The following is a 21647-nucleotide window of genomic DNA, read 5'->3' on the forward strand; positions in this document are numbered from 1 at the left end:
CCTAGGAGGGTATGAGTATGAAGACAGTATTAGTCAATGTCGTTACTCCCGATGGCCCAGTTTACGATGCAGACGTAGAAATGGTGAGTGTAAAAGCTCAAAGTGGTGAACTTGGTATTTTACCAGGACATATTCCTATGGTTGCTCCGCTACAAATTGGAGCAGTTCGCCTAAAGAAAGGGAGCGGCACTGAATTAGTTGCTGTGACTGGCGGCTTTATCGAAGTACGACCTGATAAGGTAACGATTTTAGCTCAAGCAGCTGAAACGGCGGACTCGATTGATGTTGCCCGTGCAGAAGCAGCGAAAAAACGTGCTGAAGAGCGTCTAAATCAAAAAACAGACGATATCGATTTCAAACGAGCTGAATTAGCGTTAAAACGTGCAATCAATCGTTTAGATGTAACGAAATAATAGAAAAGGATGGTGCCAAACTCGCACCATCCTTTTTTAATCAAATAGTATTCTAATATAGAGATTGATTATCGTACTAAATGTTTTTGTTGAAATTCGTAGTCTTGCAGTACAAATATGATCAAAAGAAGGTAGTTGCTTTTCATCATGTTGATGAAAAATGAAGTTGCATCTATTTCCCCTTTTTTATATGAAATTCTTCAAAAAGATAGCATATAACCACAAAAACAAATCTGTAACAATTATTTCATAAATGAAGAAGATAGCGGATAACCTCACGTAGTAAAATAGATAATGTGTGTCCTATTGTAAAATGAAAGGCCATATTCATTAAATTTTTGTTAAAAGCAAAAATCAATCATGTAACAGGAATTTCTTTATATAATAGTCAAGGGTATACCGTAGAAATCCCAAGTCATGGAAAAAGTTTCATGGCTAAATAGGAAAATATGAGGTTGCTTTTTGGCTTAAATGAGGTAAGATTGAAATTGCTGTGTGTCTTTATAGAATATGCGTTATTCTCATCATATGAGGATATGTGGAGGGGTGAAGTATGCCCGATTATGGACAACTGGCTTTAATCAGTATGATTGTGCACCTGGCCTTCATTATTGTAACGTGGTGGGCCTTGCAAGCACTAAATATTGATAAATGGATAAAAGCGGGCAAAGTGATTCAAGCGAGAGTACTTCTTATATTGTTAACCATCGCCATTGGATCTATGGTAAGTAATTTTTTCCTTGATTATTTATTATGGTCACAGCAACTTCCATCATTATTTTAAAGAAAAGTTTTCTACCGTTTGAAATAGGGAAGGTAAGCTACATATGGGATGATGTACAAGGATGTTTGGATAACGGGAAAATAATTCCTCCATGTCTAATATTGACGAGTTTTTCCACGTATGGACACTGATAATCCGGTAACAATGTTACTAAGGAGAGGAAGTGACCGTATATGAGAAATAAAGGGATAGGAATTATGGTTTTAACGTTATCAATTATCTTCTGTTTAGTAGCCAATCATATAGGAGCAGCTGAGAATCAATCAAAACTATCAACAATAGCAGAAAGCATGGAAAAAGAGAATATTAAGATTTCAAAATGGTCTCTTTATTCAAAAAAGTTTGTCGAAAATAAACCAATACAAGAATTGAAACTAATGACCAAGCAATATCGTCAATATACTTGGACGTTTAAACAAGAAGACGATGTGTTTAAAGCGATCGGTGTTTATGAAAATAAAGAAAGAAATATTACTGAAAAGCTTCAGTTTCTCGCCACCCTCACAAATGATCAAGAACAATCGTATATCCTTTATGAGGTCATAGGTGCAGGTACTAAAAGCAATTGGAATGACATCAATACATTCTTCGAACAAAGATCATTCGACATTTTTCATGAAAATCCTACAATATATGCTTGTATCGAAGGCGTATTAGGTGATAAGATGGAAGGTGTTTTGAATCAAAAAATGGTTCAGTTACTATCTGAATTTCATGCAAAGCCGATTGAAGAGCTCACGGAACAAGATTTTCTTTCGGTATCAGCCAAGACCTCACTTTGGGAAGATTATATCCCAACAAAAGAAGATAAGATGAACATTCAAATTGCATTGAGATCTGACGGAATGGGCGATAAAACTACGGTCGTTATAGGAACACCAATCATTACGTCTGAATATTAATATAGAGAAATTGGGACGCGGAGGGGAATAATTTGGAAAAAATCATCGTCCGCGGCGGTCGTAGGTTAAACGGCACTGTAAAAGTTGAAGGAGCAAAAAATGCCGTTCTACCAGTTATCGCTGCATCTTTATTAGCTAGTGAAGAAAAAAGTATAATCAGTGATGTACCTACGCTCTCCGATGTGTATACAATTAATGAAGTTCTTCGCCATTTAGGCGCAGATGTCCATTTTGAAAATAATCAAGTGATTGTAGATGCATCAAAAGAGCTAAAAACAGAAGCACCATTTGAATACGTAAGAAAAATGCGCGCATCTGTTTTAGTTATGGGAGCATTATTAGCTCGTAATGGTCATGCACGTGTTGCATTACCAGGAGGCTGTGCAATTGGATCACGTCCGATTGATCAGCACTTAAAAGGTTTTGAAGCAATGGGAGCTTCAATTAAAGTTGGTAATGGCTTTATTGAGGCAGAAGTACAAGGAAGACTTAAGGGAGCTAAGGTTTATTTAGACTTCCCAAGTGTTGGCGCAACAGAAAACATTATTATGGCAGCTGCTCTTGCTGAAGGAACAACTGTCCTTGAAAATGTTGCAAAAGAGCCGGAAATCGTTGACTTAGCTAATTACATCAATGCTATGGGTGGTAAAATTCGCGGGGCTGGTACAGGAACGATTCGAATTGAAGGTGTAGAGAAACTAACAGGTGCACACCACACAATTATTCCGGATCGCATCGAAGCAGGTACTTTTATGGTCGCTGCAGCGATAACTGGTGGAAATGTTCTTGTCAAAGGAGCCGTTCCTGAGCACTTAACATCACTAGTAGCAAAAATGGAAGAAATGGGCGTAAAAATCATTGAAGAAAAAGACGGTTTACGTGTTATCGGACCAGAAAAGCTTAAATCTGTCGACATCAAAACAATGCCGCACCCAGGATTCCCAACAGATATGCAATCACAAATGATGGCATTGCTATTATGTGCAAACGGAACAAGTATGATTACAGAAACCGTTTTTGAAAATCGTTTCATGCATGTTGAAGAATTCCGCCGCATGAATGGAGATATTAAAATTGAAGGACGTTCTGTTATCATCAATGGACCTGTCAAGTTACAAGGTGCTGAAGTAGCAGCAACAGATCTGCGTGCAGGCGCAGCACTTATCCTAGCAGGACTTTGTGCAGAAGGCCATACACGTGTTACTGAACTTAAGCATTTAGATCGCGGCTATGTAGCTTTCCACGAAAAGCTTGCAAGCATCGGCGCAGATATCGAACGTGTAAAAGAAGATACAACTACAATTACTTCTGAACAGCAGCAAGCTGCCGTTTCAGATTAATATGCCTTCATAAAAGGAGCAGGAGTCGAATTGGCAGCCTGCTTCTTTTATTTTTTACGACTTTACTATGATAACTATATTTGGTGTGATTTATACGTAAGTTCATGTTTAATTTCAAAAAAAGTTTAGCCGTCCTACACCTTGTCCATCTCAGATAAATTCTGCATTGTCCACATCTTTTTCAGTCATAATTGCTTGTCCACGGCCATAGGATGAATTATAGACATTCTACTTAACCTATAACAATTGGAGGCCGAACATGAAACCAGTTAAACCAGTTCTTTTCGCACTTGGAGGGTTATTCATCATTATACTCCTCATCCCAACGCTACTTGTGACACCATTTATGGAGCAATCAAAGGGTAAATTGGGTGAAGAACTAACAGTTGCCAAGTCTGAGGTTCCAGTGCTAGCTGAGTCACCGGTAGACGTACCTGTTTATCGAAGTCAAACGAAGAAGATCGAATCAATTCCTCTGGAGGAATACGTCATTGGTGTTGTTGCATCAGAAATGCCTGCTGAGTTTGAAACAGAAGCGCTGAAGGCACAGGCATTAGCAGCGAGAACATATATTACAAAACAGCTTATGAATGGACCGATAAGTGCTCCAGAAGGTTCCATTGTCACAGATACCCAAATGCATCAAGTATATAAAAATAAAGAAGAGCTAAAAGCGATTTGGGGAGATGATTATGACTGGAAGCTTCAAAAGGTTACAGAAGCCGTTGCGGCTACACAGGGGAAAATTCTTACATATAAAGATGAACCAATTGATGCTTCGTTTTTCTCAACAAGCAACGGATATACCGAAAACTCTGAAGCCTATTGGCAGGAGGCAATTCCATATCTTAAAAGTGTAGAAAGTTCATGGGACGAAAAATCACCTAAATTCTATGATAAAAAAATTATTACTATTAAAGAATTCGAAAATAAACTAGGTGTAAACTTAGACACATCAAGCGGTTCAATCGGTAAAATAACTGAGCTAACACCAGGAAAACGTGTAGCAAAGGTTGAAATAAATGGAAAGCAATTTACTGGAAGAGATATAAGAGAAGAACTTGATTTAAAATCAACTGATTTCACATGGGAGATCAAAGGAGATTCTGTTCTAATAGAAACAAAAGGCTTTGGTCATGGTGTAGGTATGAGCCAATACGGTGCAAACTTTATGGCAGAAGCAGGCAAAACATATGAGGAAATCGTTTCTCATTATTATAATGGAACAGAAGTATCTGCCGCAGAACCTTTTATAGCAAAATATACGGCAAAGCAATAAAAAAGGAGCTCCCCGAGCTCTTTTTTTATACTATAAGAAGGTATAAACATTTTATAGAAGATCGTATAAGAAAAACTAAGGTTTTTCGCCGGATATAATTAACCAGCCGAGAAAACTACTTTGAAAAGAATTTCTTTTTCGCAATCCAATATGAAACTGCCACCCCGATAGTATCTTTGACAAAATCTATGACAGTTGCTGAACGTTCTGGCACAAAGGATTGATGAATTTCGTCTGTAAGACCATAGAATATAGAAATAATCGCTGCAATCATACTCGCTTTCTCTGTCCATTTTCCATGTGCCATAAAAGCAAAGGCAATAAGCCAATAAAGAATGGCAAACTCAATAAGATGCAATGATTCTTTCAATAAAGCATCAAAGGAAAGCTGTGTATCCACAATTGCATCAGCCGGAAAGCTTGATAACGTCCAAATAAGTGCCATATAAAGAAGTGGTAATATCGTAAGTATGTTTTTTTTCATTTATAAAAGACTCCAATCAACTATTAGTAAACTGATTACAAAGCAACAAGTTTGCAAAAAAGCCAAAAATTTTAAAGAAGCATACATATTATTATAAACTTTGCACAAACTACATTTAAAAAAATTTTTTTTAGAATGTGTATATAATTCAGAAAATCTGTTCAGACTGATTTCTGAGGTGATGATAGAATGAGAGAGGAAGAAAAGAAACGTACTTCTCAAACTAAAGTTCAACAATTTTTTAGAAAACGTTGGGTATTTCCGGCAATTTACCTAATGAGTGCAGCAGTTATCCTTACAGCAGTATTATGGTACCAAAACATCAGCAACAATGTAGCAGAGGACCTGCAAAATAATCAAGAAGATATCGCATTAGATGAGCAGGAAGCAGTTGAGGTTAATGCAACAAAAGAAAACTTTGCAATGCCTGCAGTAGATCCAGAAGCAGTAAAAGTTGTGAAAAAGTTTTATGATCCAAATGCAACAACAGAAGAGCAAGAAGCAGCACTTGTATTCTATAACAATACCTATAGAATGAACAAAGGAATCGACATCGCAAGAGAAGATCAAAAGCAATTCGATGTTGTCGCATCACTTAGTGGTACTGTAACAAAAGCTGAAAAAGATCCAATCTTAGGATATGTTGTGGAAATTGAGCACGAAAACGATGTTGTCACAGTTTACCAATCACTAGCAGAAGTTAGTGTACAAGCTGGTGACAAAGTAGAACAAAACGAATTAATCGGTAAATCTGGTGAAAATCTTTATAATGAAGAAGATGGCAACCATGTACACTTTGAAATTCGTCAAGCTGGTAAAGCTGTAAACCCTCTAACATATATGGACAAGCCGGTAACATCCATTGAAGAGGCTGCTGAAGAAGAAGCAACAGAAGAAGAAGTAAGCGAAGAAGCTCCAGCTCCATCAGGTGAAGGTGAAGAAAAACCATCAGGTGAAGGTGAAACTGAAGCACCTGAAAAAGACAGTGAAGCTCCAAAAGATGACGCTGACAAATCTGAAAAAGCTCCAGAATCAGACAAAGATGCTGAAAAAGGAACTGAAGGTAAAAAAGACAGCGCTCAGCCAGAGGCTTCAAATAGTACAGTAAATTCATAAGGATAACGTCAATACGAGGTTGAACTCTACTAAATCAGAGGTCAGCCTCGATTTTTTATGGGACAAGGGGACAGGTACCTTGTCCCAAAATAATTGTGGGACAGAGAACCTGTCCCCTTGTCCCACGATTGCCGCCAAAAAAGTTGTCGAAGAGAAAGTTTTATAAATTTTCAGTTTTTTATTGACCGGTTACTAGATTACCCTTCATAATAAGACATGTTAAAGCTATCTGGAGATATATTTAGTATATCATAAATTGATAACGCTTACAATTATATGAAGGGGGAAAGCCAAATATGACAACATTAATCTTGATGATTGCTTTAACTCTTGTCAGTCTAGTATTTTGCTTAAGAACGCGAAAACCTCATTTTTTACTCATCCCAGTTGTGACAATACTTATCTACTTCGTTGTACAAATCGCACTTGTTCCTGCACCATTTTTTGAAACTGTAAAATTTATTTTCAGTCTATCTTAAGGTTCCAACTGATCATTTATAATCCGGAGGTGCTTTATGAAAAAAATCGATAAAAAAGTAGCGGATGCCTATTTTAAAGAAAGAACACGAAACATTGTGATCTATTTAATAATCGGAGGATTATCTTCATTTGGCGTTGTGTTATTTGCTGAGTTTTTTAGCGGCTTTACGATTAATGGCTTTCCATTTCATTACTTCATGGGGGCACAGGGAGCTGTTGTGGTCTTTATTCTATTATTATTTATTAACGCAAAAGTCAGTGATTCTATTGATAGAAAATATGGTATTGATGAATCCAAAAATGAACAGCTTAGCGCTGGGAAAACATTAGATCACTAGAAAAGCGGAATCGCCCGCACACCCGTACAGCAGCGTATGAACTAGAGCAATTCGGATAAAGCGAGACTTATCCGACTCTGTCGGGAAAAGGAAACACGGAGAGCGCAAGTTGTCGATGTTGACTTATCGTAAGGAGAATTGTGAAATTCACTAGACGCTAGGCGATGAAGCTAGACACCAAAAACAAATTAGATTTAAAAGGGGATAAGATAAATTTTCACTAGCTACTTGAGTACATAGGGGAGTGCTCATTTTTAATTAAAGGGGGAAATGTAATGGACGCTCAGTTTCTTGTTTCACTTGCAATTATTTTACTTACTTTTGCGTTATATATTGGAATTGCGGTCTACAATACAGCGAAGCAAACATCTGACTTTTATGTAGCAGGTCGCGGAGTACCGCCGATTTTTAACGGAATGGCCATCGGAGCGGACTGGATGAGTGCAGCCTCATTCATTGGGATGGCTGGTACGATTATGCTGCTTGGTTATGATGGACTGGCTTATATTATGGGGTGGACAGGCGGATACCTCCTATTAACCTTTTTATTAGCACCACAGCTTCGTAAATACGGCCGCTACACAGTACCGGAATTCATCGGGGATCGATATAACAGTCACACAGCCCGCGTAATTGCCGCAGTTTGTACAATCATTATTAGCTTTACCTATTCAATTGGCCAATTATCTGGTTCAGGAGTTGTGATTGGAAGACTTTTTGAAATTGATGCGAAGCTAGGAACGATGATTGGCGTGGTGCTGATTGCGTTTTATGCAGCCTTTGGTGGAATGAAGGGGATTACATGGACACAGGTTGCTCAATACATTATTCTGATCATTGCTTACTTAATTCCGGTTATTTTTATGTCTCTACAAATTACAGGAAATCCAGCTCCATGGCTTTCTTACGGTAAAATTGTAGAAGAAATGGGTGAGTTAGATCGTCAGCTTGGTATTTCCGAATATTTTGCACCATTTACAAACGGGACGAAATGGCAGTTCTTAGCCCTTATGTTTACGTTAATGGCGGGAACAGCGGGATTACCTCACGTAATTGTCCGCTTTTATACGGTATCAACGATGAAAGCGGCAAGATGGTCAGGTGCATGGGCGATTCTTTTTATCGGGTTATTATATTTATCAGCACCAGCATATGCAGCGTTTTCTCGTTTTATTTTAATGACACAAGTAGCTGGTCAAAAGCTAACGGAGCTGCCTGCATGGACAGAATCTTGGGTTAATACCGGAAAGCTGCAAATTGCAGATGGAAATGGTGATGGTATTTTACAATGGAGTGAATTAATTATTTCAAACGATATCGTTGTAATGGCAACACCTGAAATCGCCAATCTTGGACTATTCGTTATCGGTCTTGTAGCAGCCGGGGCCATGGCAGCAGCTCTATCAACAGCAGGCGGCTTAATGATTGCCATTTCTTCTTCCTTTGCACATGATATTTACTATCGTGTCATGAAGCCGAATGCATCAGAAAAGAACCGATTAGCTGTTGCTCGCTGGTCAATTGTTATTGCAACTGTATTAGCAGGACTAATCGCATTAAATCCTCCAGGGGCGATCACACAAATCGTCGCATGGGCCTTTGCATTAGCATCTGGAACGTTCTTCCCAGCTCTCCTCATTGGAGTATGGTGGAAGCGTTCAAACACTCAAGGTGTCATCTCTGGAATGCTGGTCGGCTTAGCTGTTACACTCATTTACATTTTTGCCTCTAAATATGGCGGTTTTACAATCGCTGGTATCATTGATACAGGAGCAGGCGTGTTCGGTGCAGCAGCCGCAATCTTAACAAATATTATCGTTTCACTTGCCACAAAGGCACCATCTATTGAAACACAAGAGGAAGTTCTGAACTTACGTTATCCTGAACAAATGACGTATAAGGATGGAGAAGTGTGGATAGATAAATAAGATCGGGGACAAGGGGACAGGTACCTTGTCCCCTTCTTTATTGTGGAACAAAGTACCTGTCCCCCCTATCCCTCTAATTAGGAAAAACCTCCTAAAAAATGACTTCCAAAAATAAATCATTCTCACCATTCTTACATTTTTTAACTATGTTATAGTTGAAAAGATTGGTAATTTTTTATGTAAAATCAGGTTTGTTTCTTATATATAATAGATTTATATCTAAATGGGATCGGAATGACTCATAGACCTAAAGAGAAATGACTAGATGATAATAAAGAGTCAATAAAATAGTAAAGAGGGGAAAGTCATTGTCTTTATTTTATTATTATGGACTTTTAAGAAGGAAACAAGAACAGCTTCATCGATTGCAGGACTGTCAAAGTCAGCTGCAAGGCATTAAACAGGAGTATTTGAATTTTAACAATTCGGTTGTAACCCCAGAACTTACGTCTACTACTTGGCAAGGATCACTTGCCGAAAAATTCGAGGATATTCGAATAGAAGGAATTTTTCGTTCCTACCAAGATCTTGAGGCAACTCAACTTTCCAATGTCTTTTCAACCATTAACAGCAAAATGAGTAGTTTAAAAAGTGAAATTGTATCTCTGCAGAAAACAATTCACTCTTTTGAATTACAGATGTTGGAAGATTAAAAAAATTTAAAAAGGCTGTTTTCGCAAACTTTGTTGCTTTGTAATAAGTGTTAGGTAAGGTTGATTGGAGCTCCAGGATGCTCACTTTCCGTGGGGCGTGCGGTGAGCCTCCTCGGCGCACAGCGCCTGTGGGGTCTCACCTGTCACGCTATTCCCACAGGAGTCTCGCACCTTCCGCTCCAATCAACATAATCAGTTTTTTAAAAAGAACTTATTAAAAACAACAATCTTTTAAATAAGAGCCTTTCTCAATGACTGTTGTTTTATTTTACAGAATTAAGTATTTATAGTTAATTCGTATCACCAAGTCTAACTGAGCGTAAAAATAAAAAGTAAAGTAGAGATGATAATGGGAGAAATAAAATTTCAATTTCATGATATAGAGCGTGTATTAAAGGAGATGGCCATGGCTTCAACATCTCTTGAGCCTTCACTGCCAAAGGATGTTGTGAAAAATAATCAGCTGGATGTGACCAAAAAGATCGAACAGGTTAATATGTTGCTAGAAACGATCATGACCAATTATAAAGAGCTTCTTGCTCAAAATGAATCCATGGTCAGGTCCTCTGTTGAGGCGATGAAGGCAACGGATCAATCCTTGAAAACATCCATGTCGTTACAAGGTGTTGCGGAGGTAGAAAAATGAGAGTATTAGATGTGTCTAATCTACATGCTTCTCTTGATGAAACGATTCAGGCGATAAATGAAAAAATAGAGGAACTAGAAACGATTGAAAAATCGATTGCCGAGTTGGTCAATTTAGATCGCTCGTTTACGGGAAAAGGTCCCAATGCGATTAAAAGCTACTATCAATCTTGTCATCAACCATTTTTATTCAAGCTTAAACAAATTCTTGTTTCCTATCAATTGAAACTGCAAACTTGTAAGGAACAAGTGAGTTCATATGAACCGAATCATACAGGATTTATCCATGATGATTTTCTTCAAGGTGAACTAACCAACAGGCTTACAGAAGTTCAAAACTATACGAATGATGTGACAGCGGATGCAAACCAATTCATTTCAAACGTATTAGATATTGTTCATGTTAAGCTTTTGGATGATACAGAAGTGAATCAGCAGGTTGAACAAGCGAAGCAATCGATCAATAAAACAGTTACCAAATTAGAAGACTTTGATGCTGAGAGTACGTCATCATTAGATGAATTAACAGTGGATTTACAAGTATTGACGGCCTACATAGAAGAAATGGATACAAAAGCAGGAGTGAATCCTCGCAGTCTCGAAACCTTTAGTCCACTGCAAGCGCTTATGAGTCCAACTCATGCATTGTTAATGGGGAGCATTCGATCAACACCTATGCATTTTTTCACAAATAGTACACTTGCAGCAAACCGATCAACACAATCGATTTATGCATTTCAGTCATATTCAACTACCCCTTATCAATGGCTGGGATTGAACTTCACTCCGACGGCAAATAAAACGTCTGAAAAAGAAGTTGAGCCAAAGTCCTCTTACCTTGTAGGAGACACAGTTGAACATGGAGACTTTACCTTCGAGGCTGGCGCAGGTAAAGTAGAAAATGATTGGTCAGGACTCGGCGACGGAGATGGTCAACTCGGAGGAAGCAGTAAGCTGAGCGGTATTCACACCGGGGTTAGGCATGACACAGATATGATCGACAGCAGCTTTGACCTGCAAGTTGGAGCAGCTGAAGCACAAGCAAGTGTAGGGGGACAAAGTATATTTCCTTTAGTCAAAGCTGGAGGAACAGCTTATGCAGCAGAAATCAAAACACAGCTTGATAAAGAAATAGATTATGTTGGCCGTACAGGTTTACAAGCAAAAGGTGAGATTCTAAAGGCTAATGCATACGCTGGAGTCGATAATAGCTCAATTGGTATTGGTGCTAAGGCGGCAGTAGCAGAAGGTGAGGTTTCGGGCATTATACCTATTCCTTTTACCGATTACAATATTAAAGGTACAGTTGGAGCATCTGCAGTAGGTGCAGGAGGCGAAGCAAAAATAGGAAAAGAAACAATGATTGATCTCCGACTATTGCTTGGAATTAAACTCGGAATTAGCTTTGAAAAAGAATAATGCCTTTTGTTCAGACATTTTTGAAAGGAGCGATTTGACAATGACAAACGGAATCAACTCCATCGTGATCGATAAAGGAACTGATTTACTCCCGATTGGTACGGTTGTGTTCGTAGAATCAATTGCACAATCAGTGATGATCTACGGAAGAATGCAGCAGCAAGCTGATCAGGGCGAAAAAGTATGGGATTATGTCGCATGTCCTTACCCGCAAGGACATATTTCAGATGAAACGAATGTGTTTTTTAACCATGAACAAATAAAGCAAGTCATTTACAAAGGGTTTGAATCAGAAGGTGAAAAGCTCATGAAGGAAAAGTTACAGTCTTTAAAACAAGGAAATGAATCATGAAGGCAATCATTAACTGGTTTATTGCACCATATCAAATTGTACGGTCAGAGTTGACACTGTTTTCGGAGTTAAAGAAGGAAGAAACAACTTCTAAAGAAGAGAAGATGAGAATTTTCCAACTGCAAGTGTTTAATATTATGTTAGTTTTAGTATACACTTTGTTTCTTGGCGCCTTTTTTGTATATATCGGACTCCTTTTTGTTGCGGGTTGGTTTGCTCTTTCAGGCATCATAGTAGGTCTTATCATGATGAGCCTGATCAAATTCATGCAAGAAAAAAGGTATCTGAAACGTCGTGATGCTTTTATCAAAAATGACCCTTCAATCATTAAATAGCAGAAAGGATAGGTTCAGTTGAAAAAACTAAGTTTAATCATCGCGATCTTTTTTGTACTTATCGGCTGTAGTAATGACACTTCTTCAGAAAAGCAAACTGGTACCGAAGAAGCAAAGCCTGCAAGTACATCTACAGAAAATGAACAATCATACGAAGAAAAACAAAAAGAAATTGTGGATTTTATTAATGAAGATATGAACGAAATTGCCGGCTATGAAACTAAAGCAAATGAAGCATTGGCTACAGTATCTGGAGAAAATTTCAAAAATGATGAAGAGTTATACACTGTTTTGACAACTGAGGTCATTCCTGAGTATGAAAAGGCGATTGAGAAAGCAAAAACACTTAAAGTAAATGTTGAAGAGCTAAAACCAATAAAGAACAAAATGGAAGAGGCGTTAGGCGTATATTACGACGCGCTCCTACTTGAAAAAGAAGCATTAGAGAAGACAGATAAGGAATTAATCGAGCAATCGAATAAAAAGGGCAGTGAATATGTAACTGCGATCTCAGAATACCACGAAGAGATGGAAAAGTTAGCGGAAGAATATGGAATTGATTACCAGGTAACGAAGTAAATTATGCAGCCTATAGGGGCTGTTTTTTTGTTGTCTAAGAAATAAAATTTTTGAACTGTGTATAGCGCTTGGCGATACAGCAACGAAGTACAGGACATGCAAGTGCAGTCATTGCAACAGGAGTTGCGGTTTTGTTCACCATAAATATCAATATACAGTCATATTACCCCCATTCAAAAATATACTGAAAGAGTATGTCTTTGAATCATCTCCACTCATCGACAAATTTCTCGGGAAATAAAACGAACATTGAGAAGGAAATGTATAGGCCAAAATATTAAAAAAACCATGAATTTCCTATTCAAATCTCACGAAAATGAAAAAAATTTAAATAAACCCTTGTCCCTCTTGACTTTTCTTGCATATATCTTAAACCAAGCTAATAAAATGTTACAAACCTATCAAAGAGAGTGTTTGAGGTGAGGGATCGTGAGTGTAATTTTTAATCGCTGTAAAAGAGGCAACATACGATCATCTAAGAGAAATTCAGCCAAAGTGTCTTGGTATGCGAGTCTCATTTCACACTTCTCACATCCATATTAGGGAGGTCGAGTGGTGTGCACGATTACATCAAAGAACGCACAATCAAGATTGGGAAGTATATCGTGGAGACAAAGAAAACGGTTCGCGTCATTGCGAAGGAGTTTGGTGTTTCCAAAAGTACCGTCCATAAAGATTTAACGGAAAGGTTACCCGAAATTAATCCTGATCTTGCGAATGAAGTAAAGGAAATACTTGATTACCATAAATCAATAAGACATTTACGAGGTGGAGAAGCAACAAAGCTTAAGTACAAGAAGGACGAGATTTTTGAGGAAGAGCCAGTTAAATAATGAAAACTCGTCGATTGGCGAGCCTGTAAGGGCGAAGCGTGATGCGTAGTTGCCATTATATTTCATACTTAAAAGTGGCGGCTGCGTTGATTCATACTCTGCGCTGTCAATTGTATGAAAAGAAATTCTATCTAGATCTAGGTGAATCGACATTTTCCTACATACTTTCCTTAAATAATTTTACAAAATCATACTATTTTTGCGATTTTATGATAGAATATTTAATTAGGTTAGTAATTCCGGGAATGAAGATTTGCAAGGAGGATATAGATAGAATGTTTGCGAGGGATATTGGTATAGATCTTGGTACGGCTAACGTACTTATTCATGTGAAAGGGAAGGGAATTGTGTTAAACGAGCCTTCCGTTGTAGCCCTGGACAAAAATACTGGCAAAGTACTTGCCGTTGGTGAAGAAGCAAGACGTATGGTAGGACGTACTCCTGGGAATATTGTTGCCATTCGCCCATTAAAAGACGGTGTTATTGCTGATTTTGAAGTAACAGAGGCAATGCTAAAGCACTTTATTAACAAGTTAAATGTAAAAGGATTACTTTCAAAGCCGCGCATGCTTATTTGCTGCCCAACAAATATAACATCTGTTGAGCAAAAGGCCATTAAAGAAGCTGCTGAAAAAAGCGGTGGAAAAAACGTATTTCTTGAGGAAGAACCAAAGGTAGCAGCGATTGGTGCTGGTATGGACATCTTCCAACCTTATGGAAACATGGTTGTTGATATTGGCGGTGGAACTACAGATGTCGCTGTGTTATCAATGGGCGATATTGTCACCGCCTCTTCTATTAAAATGGCTGGGGACAAGTTTGATAATGAGATCTTGAACTACATTAAAAGAGAGTACAAGCTCTTAATTGGTGAACGAACAGCCGAAGATATTAAAATTAATGTTGCAACAGTATTCCCAGGAGCGCGTTATGAAGAAATTAATATTCGCGGCCGTGACATGGTAACAGGCTTACCTCGTACGATTACTGTTAATTCAACAGAGGTGGAAACAGCACTTCGTGAACCTGTTGCTGCCATTGTACAAGCTGCTAAGAGTGTTCTAGAACGTACTCCTCCAGAGCTTTCAGCAGATATCATTGACCGCGGAGTAATCTTAACGGGCGGTGGAGCTTTACTTAACGGATTAGATCAACTTTTAGCTGAAGAACTAAAAGTACCAGTATTAGTGGCTGAAGCACCAATGGACTGTGTTGCAATTGGAACAGGAATTATGCTGGACAACATGGATAAACTTCCACGCAAAAAATTTGGTTAAGATTTGACGTGAACCTGACTTTGAGCAGGTTCTTTTTTTTATCATAGACATTGTGTAAGTAGACGTGTCGAAATTTTTCTAATCGAAAATAAATCTGAATAATCGTTAATAAATTCTAAAGAATCGTAATTATAATTCCAGAATCGAAAATAAGTGCCTAATAATCGAAAATAAAAAACCAGCATCAAAACGATTTTCCTTAAGTATATAGACAACCTAGAAAAAAAGAAATAGGAGTAGTGTCCTAAATGAAAAAATGACTTCTCCTAAAAACTTACATGGAAAATATGAAAAAAATAATGAGAAAACAATCGTTCTCCTATATAATGAATGATAGGGAATTCTGTAGAAAGAGTTCATTTGATCGGAAAAACACGATTAAGGTGGGTTTACTAAATGCTAAGAGGGTTATATACAGCAACTGCAGGAATGCTAACACAGCAGCGGCGGACTGAAATGTTATCAAATAATATAGCAAATGCCAATACTGCCGGTTATAAAGCAGATCAGTCTACAATCCGCGCCTTTCCAGAAATGCTCTTGCAGCGAATGGAAACTAAAACACTTCCAACTGTAAATAGGACGAATGTAACGGGTATTCAAACCATCGGCTCCCTAAATACAGGAGTTTATTTACAAGAAATGAGAAGCAGAGATATGCAGGGCGAGCTAAAGGAAACAGGGGTAGTAACAGATATTGCATTAATAGAAGAAAATGTCCCTTTACACCCTGAAACAAATGCAAAAGGTTCACTATTCTTCGCTGTTTTAAATCAAGCTGGAGAAGAACGGTATACTCGAAACGGAAATTTTAGTTTAGACAATAATGGCATATTGCTATCTGATGGCAATCCAGTGTTGTCAACAGCTGGGCAACCGATTTCTATTCAATCTGGTGAGTTTAATGTAACAGAAGCTGGAGATGTTTTGGTTAACGGTCAGGTTGTCGCCCAAATTGACGTACGCTTTGCTGAAGACGTTCGTAATCTTGTAAAAGAAGGAAATGGGATTTACAGAACTTCAGACAATCTAGCACTTCCTACAGCGATAAACAATGAGGATATTCGATACAATCTAAAACAAAAATACTTAGAAAACTCAACCGTTGATATCGGGCGTACATATACGGATATGATGACAGCATATCGTTCATTTGAAGCAAATCAAAAGGTTTTGCAAGCGTATGATAAAAGTATGGAAAAGGCCGCAAACGAAATTGGCCGCTTATCATAAGAACAAAAAACATAAACTCTAGTACTTAGTTTTGGTGTCCAGCTCCAGCGCCTAGCCCTTCTAGGGTCTAGACAATTTGGGATTAAAGGCAAAGAACGCCCTCTATTCCATATCGTCTTATTTGCCCGAGGCTGTTCAAGGCTCTTGGCTTTTCTAAAAAGGTAAGAAAGTATAAAAGTTTGTACTTAGTTTTAGTGTCTAGCTTCAGGCGCCATCGGCTCGAGGTCATAAGTCAAATAGGAATTGAAGGTAAAAAGCACCTTCTATTCCTATTCGCCTTATGCTTGTCGCCGAATGCTTAGCGCCTTGCGCTTTTCTTATAATAGGGGGAAATAACAGATGTTACGCTCAATGATTACGGCGACGAATACGATGGGCCAGCTCCAAAAACAGCTTGATCAAATTGGCCATAATTTGGCAAATATAGATACCCAAAGCTATAAAAGAACCGAAACCTCTTTTTCTGAATTAGTTCGTCAGCAATTCATTAATCAACCGAATGTGCTTGAAGAAAGAGAAGAAGAACGTTTTGGTGCTGAGCTTGGGATTAGACAAGGAACTGGTGCAAGACTAAATAAAAGTGTTGTTTTTACACAAGGAAGCATTAAACAAACAGGCAGATCACTTGATATAGCCTTTACCTCACCAGAACAGTTTTTACAAATTGATGTAAATGGGCAAATTAATTATACACGAGACGGTGCTTTATACTTATCTCCGGCAACAGATGGAAGTAATCAGCTCTTCCTTTCAACTGCAGCAGGTAATCTTGTCCTAGATGAAAATCAAAATCCGATCCGTTTGAATGATACATTTAAAGAGCTTTTGATTTCAAAGGATGGAACGATAACAGCAGTACCAAGAAATGAAAATGAACAACCACAAGTGTTCGAGCTTGGTGTTGTTCGAGTTGATCGTCCACAAATGCTCAATCAATTAGGAAATAACCTTTACGGATTAAAAGATCTAGGTGAAGTGCAAATCGATGAAGTATTAACCTACTTAGATGGTGCAGATCGCGGAAATGTCTCGTTGCAGCAAGGAGCACTGGAAATGTCCAATGTTGATTTAACAAAGGAAATGACCGATTTAATGATCTCACAGCGTTCATATCAGATGAACGCAAAATCCATTACACTTGGCGACCAAATGCTGGGATTAATTAACGGCGTAAGATAGGAGTTTAGTCTATTGGTAGCAAAAGAAACAACGAAAGCGGCAAGTCGAGAAGAAGTCAAAAAAACAATGAAACAGGCGAAGAAAAAACAAGAAGATAAAAAGCAACCTGAAAAATTAAAAATACGTATTCGCCTGATCCCAATTTGGTTACGAGTCATACTAGTCCTCTTATTGATGGCGCTCAGCTTAATCGTTGGACTTGTCGTCGGTTACGGTGTTATCGGCAATGGAAATCCAGAAGATGCCCTTGATAAATCTACTTGGCAGCATATTATAGACCTAGTTGAAAAAGAGTAATGTTCCATATATACTTTGCTAAAGGAAGGTGAAAACCTTCCTTTTGTCGTACATAATAAATAGCATGAAAATAAAGATAAAAGGAGACCCATACATATGTTAGATATTAATGAAATCAAAGAAATCATTCCACATCGTTATCCATTTTTATTAGTTGACCGCATTTTAGAAGTAGAAGAGGGAACAAGAGCAATTGGAATAAAAAATGTTTCGGCAAATGAAGAATTTTTTAATGGTCACTTCCCTGACTACCCTGTTATGCCAGGTGTTCTAATTGTCGAGGCCCTAGCTCAAGTTGGTGCAGTTGCCATCTTGAAAAAGGAAGAAAACCGCGGAAGATTAGCATTCTTCGCAGGTATTGATAACTGTCGCTTCAAAAGACAAGTAAAACCTGGTGACCAATTGCGCCTGGAAGTTGAAATCATCCGCCTAAGAGGCTCACTTGGAAAAGGAAAAGCTGTAGCCACAGTTGACGGAGAAGTAGCATGTGAAACAGAGATTATGTTTGCCCTAGGTGAGAAAAAAGAAGCATAATCTTCTTTAAGTCCTTCATGATTTTAATGAGGGACTTTTTTTAATGCTAAAAACAAACTAAGGTTAGAATATAGGGGAGTTTCTTCCTGGGACAGAATCAAGGGACAGAAACAGAAAAAAGGGTCTTCACGCCTTTATGAAGACGAAATCAAAGTGCGATAGCATCCAAAAATGTCCTCATCGATCTTATGAAGACCAAATCAAAGTGCGATAGTAGCCAAAAAAGTCTTCATTGATCTTATGAAGACCAAATCAAGGTACGATAGCAGCTAAAAATGTCCTCATTGATCTTATGAAGACGAAATCAAAGTACGGTACCAGTCAAAAATGTTTTCATCGCCTTTATGAAGACGAAATCAAAGTGCGATAGCATCCAAAAATGTCCTCATCGATCTAATGAAGACCAAAATAAGGTACGATAGCAGCCAAAAAAGTCTTCATCGCCCTTATGAAGACCAAATCAAAGTGCGATAGCAGCCAAAAAGTCTTCATTGATCTTATGAAGACCAAATCAAGGTACGATAGCAGCCAAAAATGTCATCATCGCCCTTATCAAGGTCAAATCAGATAAAAACCCTCCCCTAATACTTTCACCCATAAAACTCCATCATAACTCACAAATACAAAATTCCCCCCAAGATCTTTCATCTCTTTTTTCAGCAATAAGGTTTTATTTAAAAAAACTTGTCTAAATAATAAATTTGAACGGGTAAAAATTGAATAAATAAGAATGAAAATCACATAGTCGGGAAACATAATCAAAGACCGGTTTGAAAAATAAAGAAGGTCAAAAGAAAGGAGCAATAATTATGCGTAAAAAATGGTTACTAACATTATCAGGTTCTCTTCTTGCTGCAATGCTTGTAACAGGTTGTGCAGCTGATGACGAAGATCCAGCACCTCCAGAGGATACAACTGAAAATGGTCCAGTAGAAGAAGGTCTTGAAGAAGGCGGAGATGTAATAGAAGAGGGCGTCGATGAAGGCGAGGATATGCTTGAAGAAGGCGCTAACGAAGGCGAAGACATGTTAGAAGAAGGAAATGTTAACGAAGACCAAAACGGTAACGAAGCCCAAAATGCTGATGAAGAAGAAGCTAAGAAAGAAGAAAATAAATAAATTCGTTAAGGCTAACTCAAAACTTATTATGGGTTAGCCTTTTTCATATGATAAAAACTTATACTTTCTGATCGTACAAAAAAAGCCGCACAAACGTGCAGCTTTACAGCTTTGTTGTTTCTTTCCGATGCTGAATATTTTCCTTAAAAGCTTCCATTAAGTCATCACCAGTCAACCCTTGTTCTAATAAAGTTTGCAGTAACACTTCAGGCTGATGGAGAGGTCTTGACGTTAATAAACGTCCCTCGAAAAGAATAGAGATCGATTCATCTAATTCTGTAATCGTCTTAACAATTGCAGAAATTTGTGCTGGAGCATTACTCGGTTTTGAGATGGTGACAAGCACTCGTAAATCTTGATTGGCTTCTTTATGTTCTTTAAAAAAAGATAAATGCTCTTTTGAGATCAATGCCTCTATTAACCACGAGTTTTCGCCATCCTCTTTGTTAATCACAAGACCATCAAGTAAAGGAATGTTTTTTGCTTCAGCGGCTTGTTCATCAATTTTTAAGCCGACAAGCTTGAACGTTTTCATCAAGATCATCCCCGCTAGCTTATTTTATACTATCAAAAAGTTTAAAGATTAGTATAAGAAAGACTAAGGCTTTCGCCATTAGACTTGGCGGTAAGCCAAGTTTTTCTAATCTAAGTATACCACATGGTCATAAGAACCTAGAATCGCGTAATAAGGATTATTCAGAAATCCTTGATGAATTTTCAATTACTCGAATAATCGTATCTTCAATAAGCTTACGGTGCTTTGTTTTTACTTGCAGGAGCTGATATAAGCTGTGGATCATTTTTGGATTTTTAATTAAATAGTCTACAACTTGAGAGACAGAGCCGTCAGCTTGATACTTCCCATAAACCTCGTACAAATAGTCATTTGTTTGTTGATCCCGCCCAATTAAATGATCAATGCTTACCTGGAAAGCATCACTTAATGACAATAGATAGGACAGATCTGGAGCCTGTTCACCTGTTTCAAGCCGTGTAATAACAGGTCTTGAAACATTGATTTTCTCCGCTAATTGTTCCTGTGACCATCCATTTTGCTCTCGATAAAATTTTAGATTCATTTGGAATTTTTCTAACTCTCGCATAGAACTAACAATTCCCTTCTCCAAGATTACTGTTATCGTAAAGGAGAAAAGGAATAGGGGATGTTCTAATCTTAAACAATATAGAAAATGTTCGTATTACGTACAAAAATAGATATTTAGACCTATATTAAGCATACCGGAAAAATATGATGAAAGATGGAGACAAACGATAAATTTTCCCCGTATTTCGTCATTTTTCACGATATTTCATTATAACTAAAATTTAGAAATGATCAAAAATGGAATATACTTACAATGGGCTTGCGGATAAAAACAAGAGAAATGAGGGTATAAGATGAACGAGTATAAGCTGAAATCAATCTATCTACAACAAAATGCAAATAGTCCACTACAAGTAAAAGAGAATGCTCTGCGAGATCTCGTCATATTAAGGGTAGGTGACCAAAAGGTAGGAACAAATAACTATCATCATTTTCGAGTACCTACGGATGCGACAGTCGATATTCGGTATGAGGCTATCGACCAAAAAAGTATACTAAGAATCATTTTTCAGCTAAAACAACGGAATCTATCCATTCAATACTTTACATGGAAGGAGGACGAACAAATATTTATAGACACACCTCTTGATGATAAAATTATTCAATCACATGCCTTTCAACATATTCTTCAAAGTATAAGCTTCACAGGAGAAAATCATTTTTCATACCTTGTCAATTCCCTACAACGATTATCTGATCAATTGTTTTAAAAATTTGTACAAACATCTTGTTTTAAATAGAAATTCTACTTTAAGGAAAAACCTTACGAATAGGAAGAACTAGATTCTGAACTTGTTTTGGCTAACATGGACACTAAGCAAAAAGGTATTGTGATTAATATCCAATACCTTTTTTTCATGTTTTTAATTAATTTTCTAATTGATATGTTTTTTTCTTTTCTTGGGCCTCAGAACGGGACAAGTTCCTTTCATCAAAGACATCCTCTGTTTCAGTACTTGAAAATGTTGTAAGATTAAGTTGTTAAATTGTTCATCATAGAAATGAGTTATGATAAATTTCTTAA

Annotated in this window: 26 protein-coding genes; 23 read left to right on the top strand and 3 right to left on the bottom strand. The window is 37.7% G+C overall.

Translation table 11 applies throughout. The annotated features are described in order from the left end of the window. The first annotated feature begins 17 nt into the window (after window positions 1–17). The 5 genes from AC4GZ8_RS17370 (at window position 18) to spoIID (ending at window position 4718) form a co-directional block, all read left to right on the top strand. A complete protein-coding gene (locus AC4GZ8_RS17370; RefSeq protein ID WP_491083155.1) occupies window positions 18–413 on the top strand; it encodes a F0F1 ATP synthase subunit epsilon in 396 nt (131 codons plus the stop codon). Window positions 414–966: 553 nt separating this feature from the next. Then, the gene (locus AC4GZ8_RS17375; protein WP_102230380.1) at window positions 967–1197 is read left to right on the top strand and encodes a DUF1146 family protein; all 231 of its coding nucleotides are present in this window, start codon (window positions 967–969) and stop codon (window positions 1195–1197) included. A 173-nt stretch (window positions 1198–1370) separates the two neighbouring features. After that, the gene (locus AC4GZ8_RS17380; protein WP_491083156.1) at window positions 1371–2099 is read left to right on the top strand and encodes a YwmB family TATA-box binding protein; all 729 of its coding nucleotides are present in this window, start codon (window positions 1371–1373) and stop codon (window positions 2097–2099) included. Window positions 2100–2131: 32 nt separating this feature from the next. Further along, window positions 2132–3439 carry a UDP-N-acetylglucosamine 1-carboxyvinyltransferase gene (gene murA, locus AC4GZ8_RS17385; RefSeq protein ID WP_491083157.1) on the top strand — a complete coding sequence of 436 codons (1308 nt, stop codon included), beginning with the start codon at window positions 2132–2134 and terminating at the stop codon, window positions 3437–3439. Between the two features lie 259 nt (window positions 3440–3698). Then, window positions 3699–4718, top strand: a complete 1020-nt coding sequence (gene spoIID / locus AC4GZ8_RS17390) for a stage II sporulation protein D (protein WP_491083158.1) — start codon at window positions 3699–3701, stop codon at window positions 4716–4718. 115 nt (window positions 4719–4833) lie between these two features. On the opposite strand, the gene AC4GZ8_RS17395 is transcribed toward spoIID, so the two are convergent. Continuing rightward, window positions 4834–5202: a VanZ family protein gene (locus AC4GZ8_RS17395; protein ID WP_491083159.1), complete on the bottom strand. Its 369-nt coding sequence runs from the start codon at window positions 5200–5202 to the stop codon at window positions 4834–4836. A 189-nt stretch (window positions 5203–5391) separates the two neighbouring features. On the opposite strand from AC4GZ8_RS17395, the gene spoIIQ reads away from it, so the two are divergent. The 17 genes from spoIIQ to AC4GZ8_RS17480 all read left to right on the top strand — a co-directional run bounded on the left by spoIIQ (window position 5392) and on the right by AC4GZ8_RS17480 (window position 19518). Beyond that, a complete protein-coding gene (spoIIQ, locus tag AC4GZ8_RS17400; protein ID WP_491083160.1) occupies window positions 5392–6318 on the top strand; it encodes a stage II sporulation protein SpoIIQ in 927 nt (308 codons plus the stop codon). A gap of 296 nt (window positions 6319–6614) precedes the next feature. Continuing rightward, the gene (locus AC4GZ8_RS17405; RefSeq protein ID WP_491083161.1) at window positions 6615–6797 is read left to right on the top strand and encodes a hypothetical protein; all 183 of its coding nucleotides are present in this window, start codon (window positions 6615–6617) and stop codon (window positions 6795–6797) included. Between the two features lie 36 nt (window positions 6798–6833). Further along, window positions 6834–7136 carry a DUF4212 domain-containing protein gene (locus AC4GZ8_RS17410; protein WP_491083162.1) on the top strand — a complete coding sequence of 101 codons (303 nt, stop codon included), beginning with the start codon at window positions 6834–6836 and terminating at the stop codon, window positions 7134–7136. A 275-nt stretch (window positions 7137–7411) separates the two neighbouring features. Next, complete coding sequence (locus AC4GZ8_RS17415; RefSeq protein WP_491083163.1) at window positions 7412–9064, top strand: sodium:solute symporter family protein; 1653 nt, start codon at window positions 7412–7414, stop codon at window positions 9062–9064. A 308-nt stretch (window positions 9065–9372) separates the two neighbouring features. Beyond that, window positions 9373–9717, top strand: a complete 345-nt coding sequence (locus AC4GZ8_RS17420) for a YwqH-like family protein (protein ID WP_491083164.1) — start codon at window positions 9373–9375, stop codon at window positions 9715–9717. A 349-nt stretch (window positions 9718–10066) separates the two neighbouring features. After that, the gene (locus AC4GZ8_RS17425) at window positions 10067–10363 is read left to right on the top strand and encodes a DUF5344 family protein (protein ID WP_491083165.1); all 297 of its coding nucleotides are present in this window, start codon (window positions 10067–10069) and stop codon (window positions 10361–10363) included. Then, a complete protein-coding gene (locus tag AC4GZ8_RS17430) occupies window positions 10360–11781 on the top strand; it encodes a T7SS effector LXG polymorphic toxin (RefSeq protein ID WP_491083166.1) in 1422 nt (473 codons plus the stop codon). The genes AC4GZ8_RS17425 and AC4GZ8_RS17430 overlap by 4 nt, the downstream gene beginning before the upstream one ends. 40 nt (window positions 11782–11821) lie before the next feature. Continuing rightward, entirely contained in the window at window positions 11822–12133 is a 312-nt protein-coding gene (locus tag AC4GZ8_RS17435) for a DUF4176 domain-containing protein (protein WP_491083167.1), read from the top strand. Continuing rightward, the gene (locus AC4GZ8_RS17440; protein ID WP_491083168.1) at window positions 12130–12468 is read left to right on the top strand and encodes a hypothetical protein; all 339 of its coding nucleotides are present in this window, start codon (window positions 12130–12132) and stop codon (window positions 12466–12468) included. The genes AC4GZ8_RS17435 and AC4GZ8_RS17440 overlap by 4 nt, the downstream gene beginning before the upstream one ends. Before the next feature lie 18 nt (window positions 12469–12486). Continuing rightward, window positions 12487–13047 (top strand): hypothetical protein, encoded by a 561-nt coding sequence (locus tag AC4GZ8_RS17445; RefSeq protein ID WP_491083169.1) that lies wholly within the window; start codon window positions 12487–12489, stop codon window positions 13045–13047. Between the two features lie 557 nt (window positions 13048–13604). Then, window positions 13605–13880, top strand: coding sequence for a sporulation transcriptional regulator SpoIIID (spoIIID, locus tag AC4GZ8_RS17450; protein ID WP_491083170.1), 276 nt, complete (start codon window positions 13605–13607; stop codon window positions 13878–13880). A gap of 275 nt (window positions 13881–14155) precedes the next feature. Continuing rightward, a complete protein-coding gene (locus AC4GZ8_RS17455) occupies window positions 14156–15157 on the top strand; it encodes a rod shape-determining protein (RefSeq protein ID WP_491083171.1) in 1002 nt (333 codons plus the stop codon). A 396-nt stretch (window positions 15158–15553) separates the two neighbouring features. Next, window positions 15554–16390: a flagellar hook-basal body protein gene (locus AC4GZ8_RS17460; protein WP_491083172.1), complete on the top strand. Its 837-nt coding sequence runs from the start codon at window positions 15554–15556 to the stop codon at window positions 16388–16390. Between the two features lie 339 nt (window positions 16391–16729). After that, the gene (locus tag AC4GZ8_RS17465) at window positions 16730–17569 is read left to right on the top strand and encodes a flagellar hook-basal body protein (protein ID WP_491083173.1); all 840 of its coding nucleotides are present in this window, start codon (window positions 16730–16732) and stop codon (window positions 17567–17569) included. Between the two features lie 12 nt (window positions 17570–17581). Continuing rightward, on the top strand, window positions 17582–17866 hold the full coding sequence (locus tag AC4GZ8_RS17470) for a DNA-directed RNA polymerase subunit beta (protein ID WP_491083174.1): 285 nt from the start codon (window positions 17582–17584) through the stop codon (window positions 17864–17866). Between the two features lie 96 nt (window positions 17867–17962). Next, complete coding sequence (fabZ, locus tag AC4GZ8_RS17475; protein ID WP_491083175.1) at window positions 17963–18400, top strand: 3-hydroxyacyl-ACP dehydratase FabZ; 438 nt, start codon at window positions 17963–17965, stop codon at window positions 18398–18400. 809 nt (window positions 18401–19209) lie between these two features. Then, the gene (locus tag AC4GZ8_RS17480) at window positions 19210–19518 is read left to right on the top strand and encodes a hypothetical protein (RefSeq protein WP_491083176.1); all 309 of its coding nucleotides are present in this window, start codon (window positions 19210–19212) and stop codon (window positions 19516–19518) included. Window positions 19519–19621: 103 nt separating this feature from the next. Here AC4GZ8_RS17480 and AC4GZ8_RS17485 read toward each other — a convergent pair whose 3' ends face one another. Both AC4GZ8_RS17485 and AC4GZ8_RS17490 read right to left on the bottom strand, forming a co-directional pair. Further along, window positions 19622–20053, bottom strand: a complete 432-nt coding sequence (locus tag AC4GZ8_RS17485) for a YwpF family protein (RefSeq protein ID WP_491083177.1) — start codon at window positions 20051–20053, stop codon at window positions 19622–19624. Between the two features lie 157 nt (window positions 20054–20210). Then, entirely contained in the window at window positions 20211–20621 is a 411-nt protein-coding gene (locus AC4GZ8_RS17490; protein WP_491083178.1) for a helix-turn-helix domain-containing protein, read from the bottom strand. Between the two features lie 295 nt (window positions 20622–20916). Here AC4GZ8_RS17490 and AC4GZ8_RS17495 point away from each other — a divergent pair, with 295 nt between their 5' ends. Further along, window positions 20917–21333, top strand: coding sequence for a hypothetical protein (locus AC4GZ8_RS17495; RefSeq protein WP_491083179.1), 417 nt, complete (start codon window positions 20917–20919; stop codon window positions 21331–21333). The last annotated feature ends 314 nt before the right edge of the window (window positions 21334–21647 follow it).

Source organism: Metabacillus sp. RB-C-LZQ-3-1 (assembly GCF_058315175.1).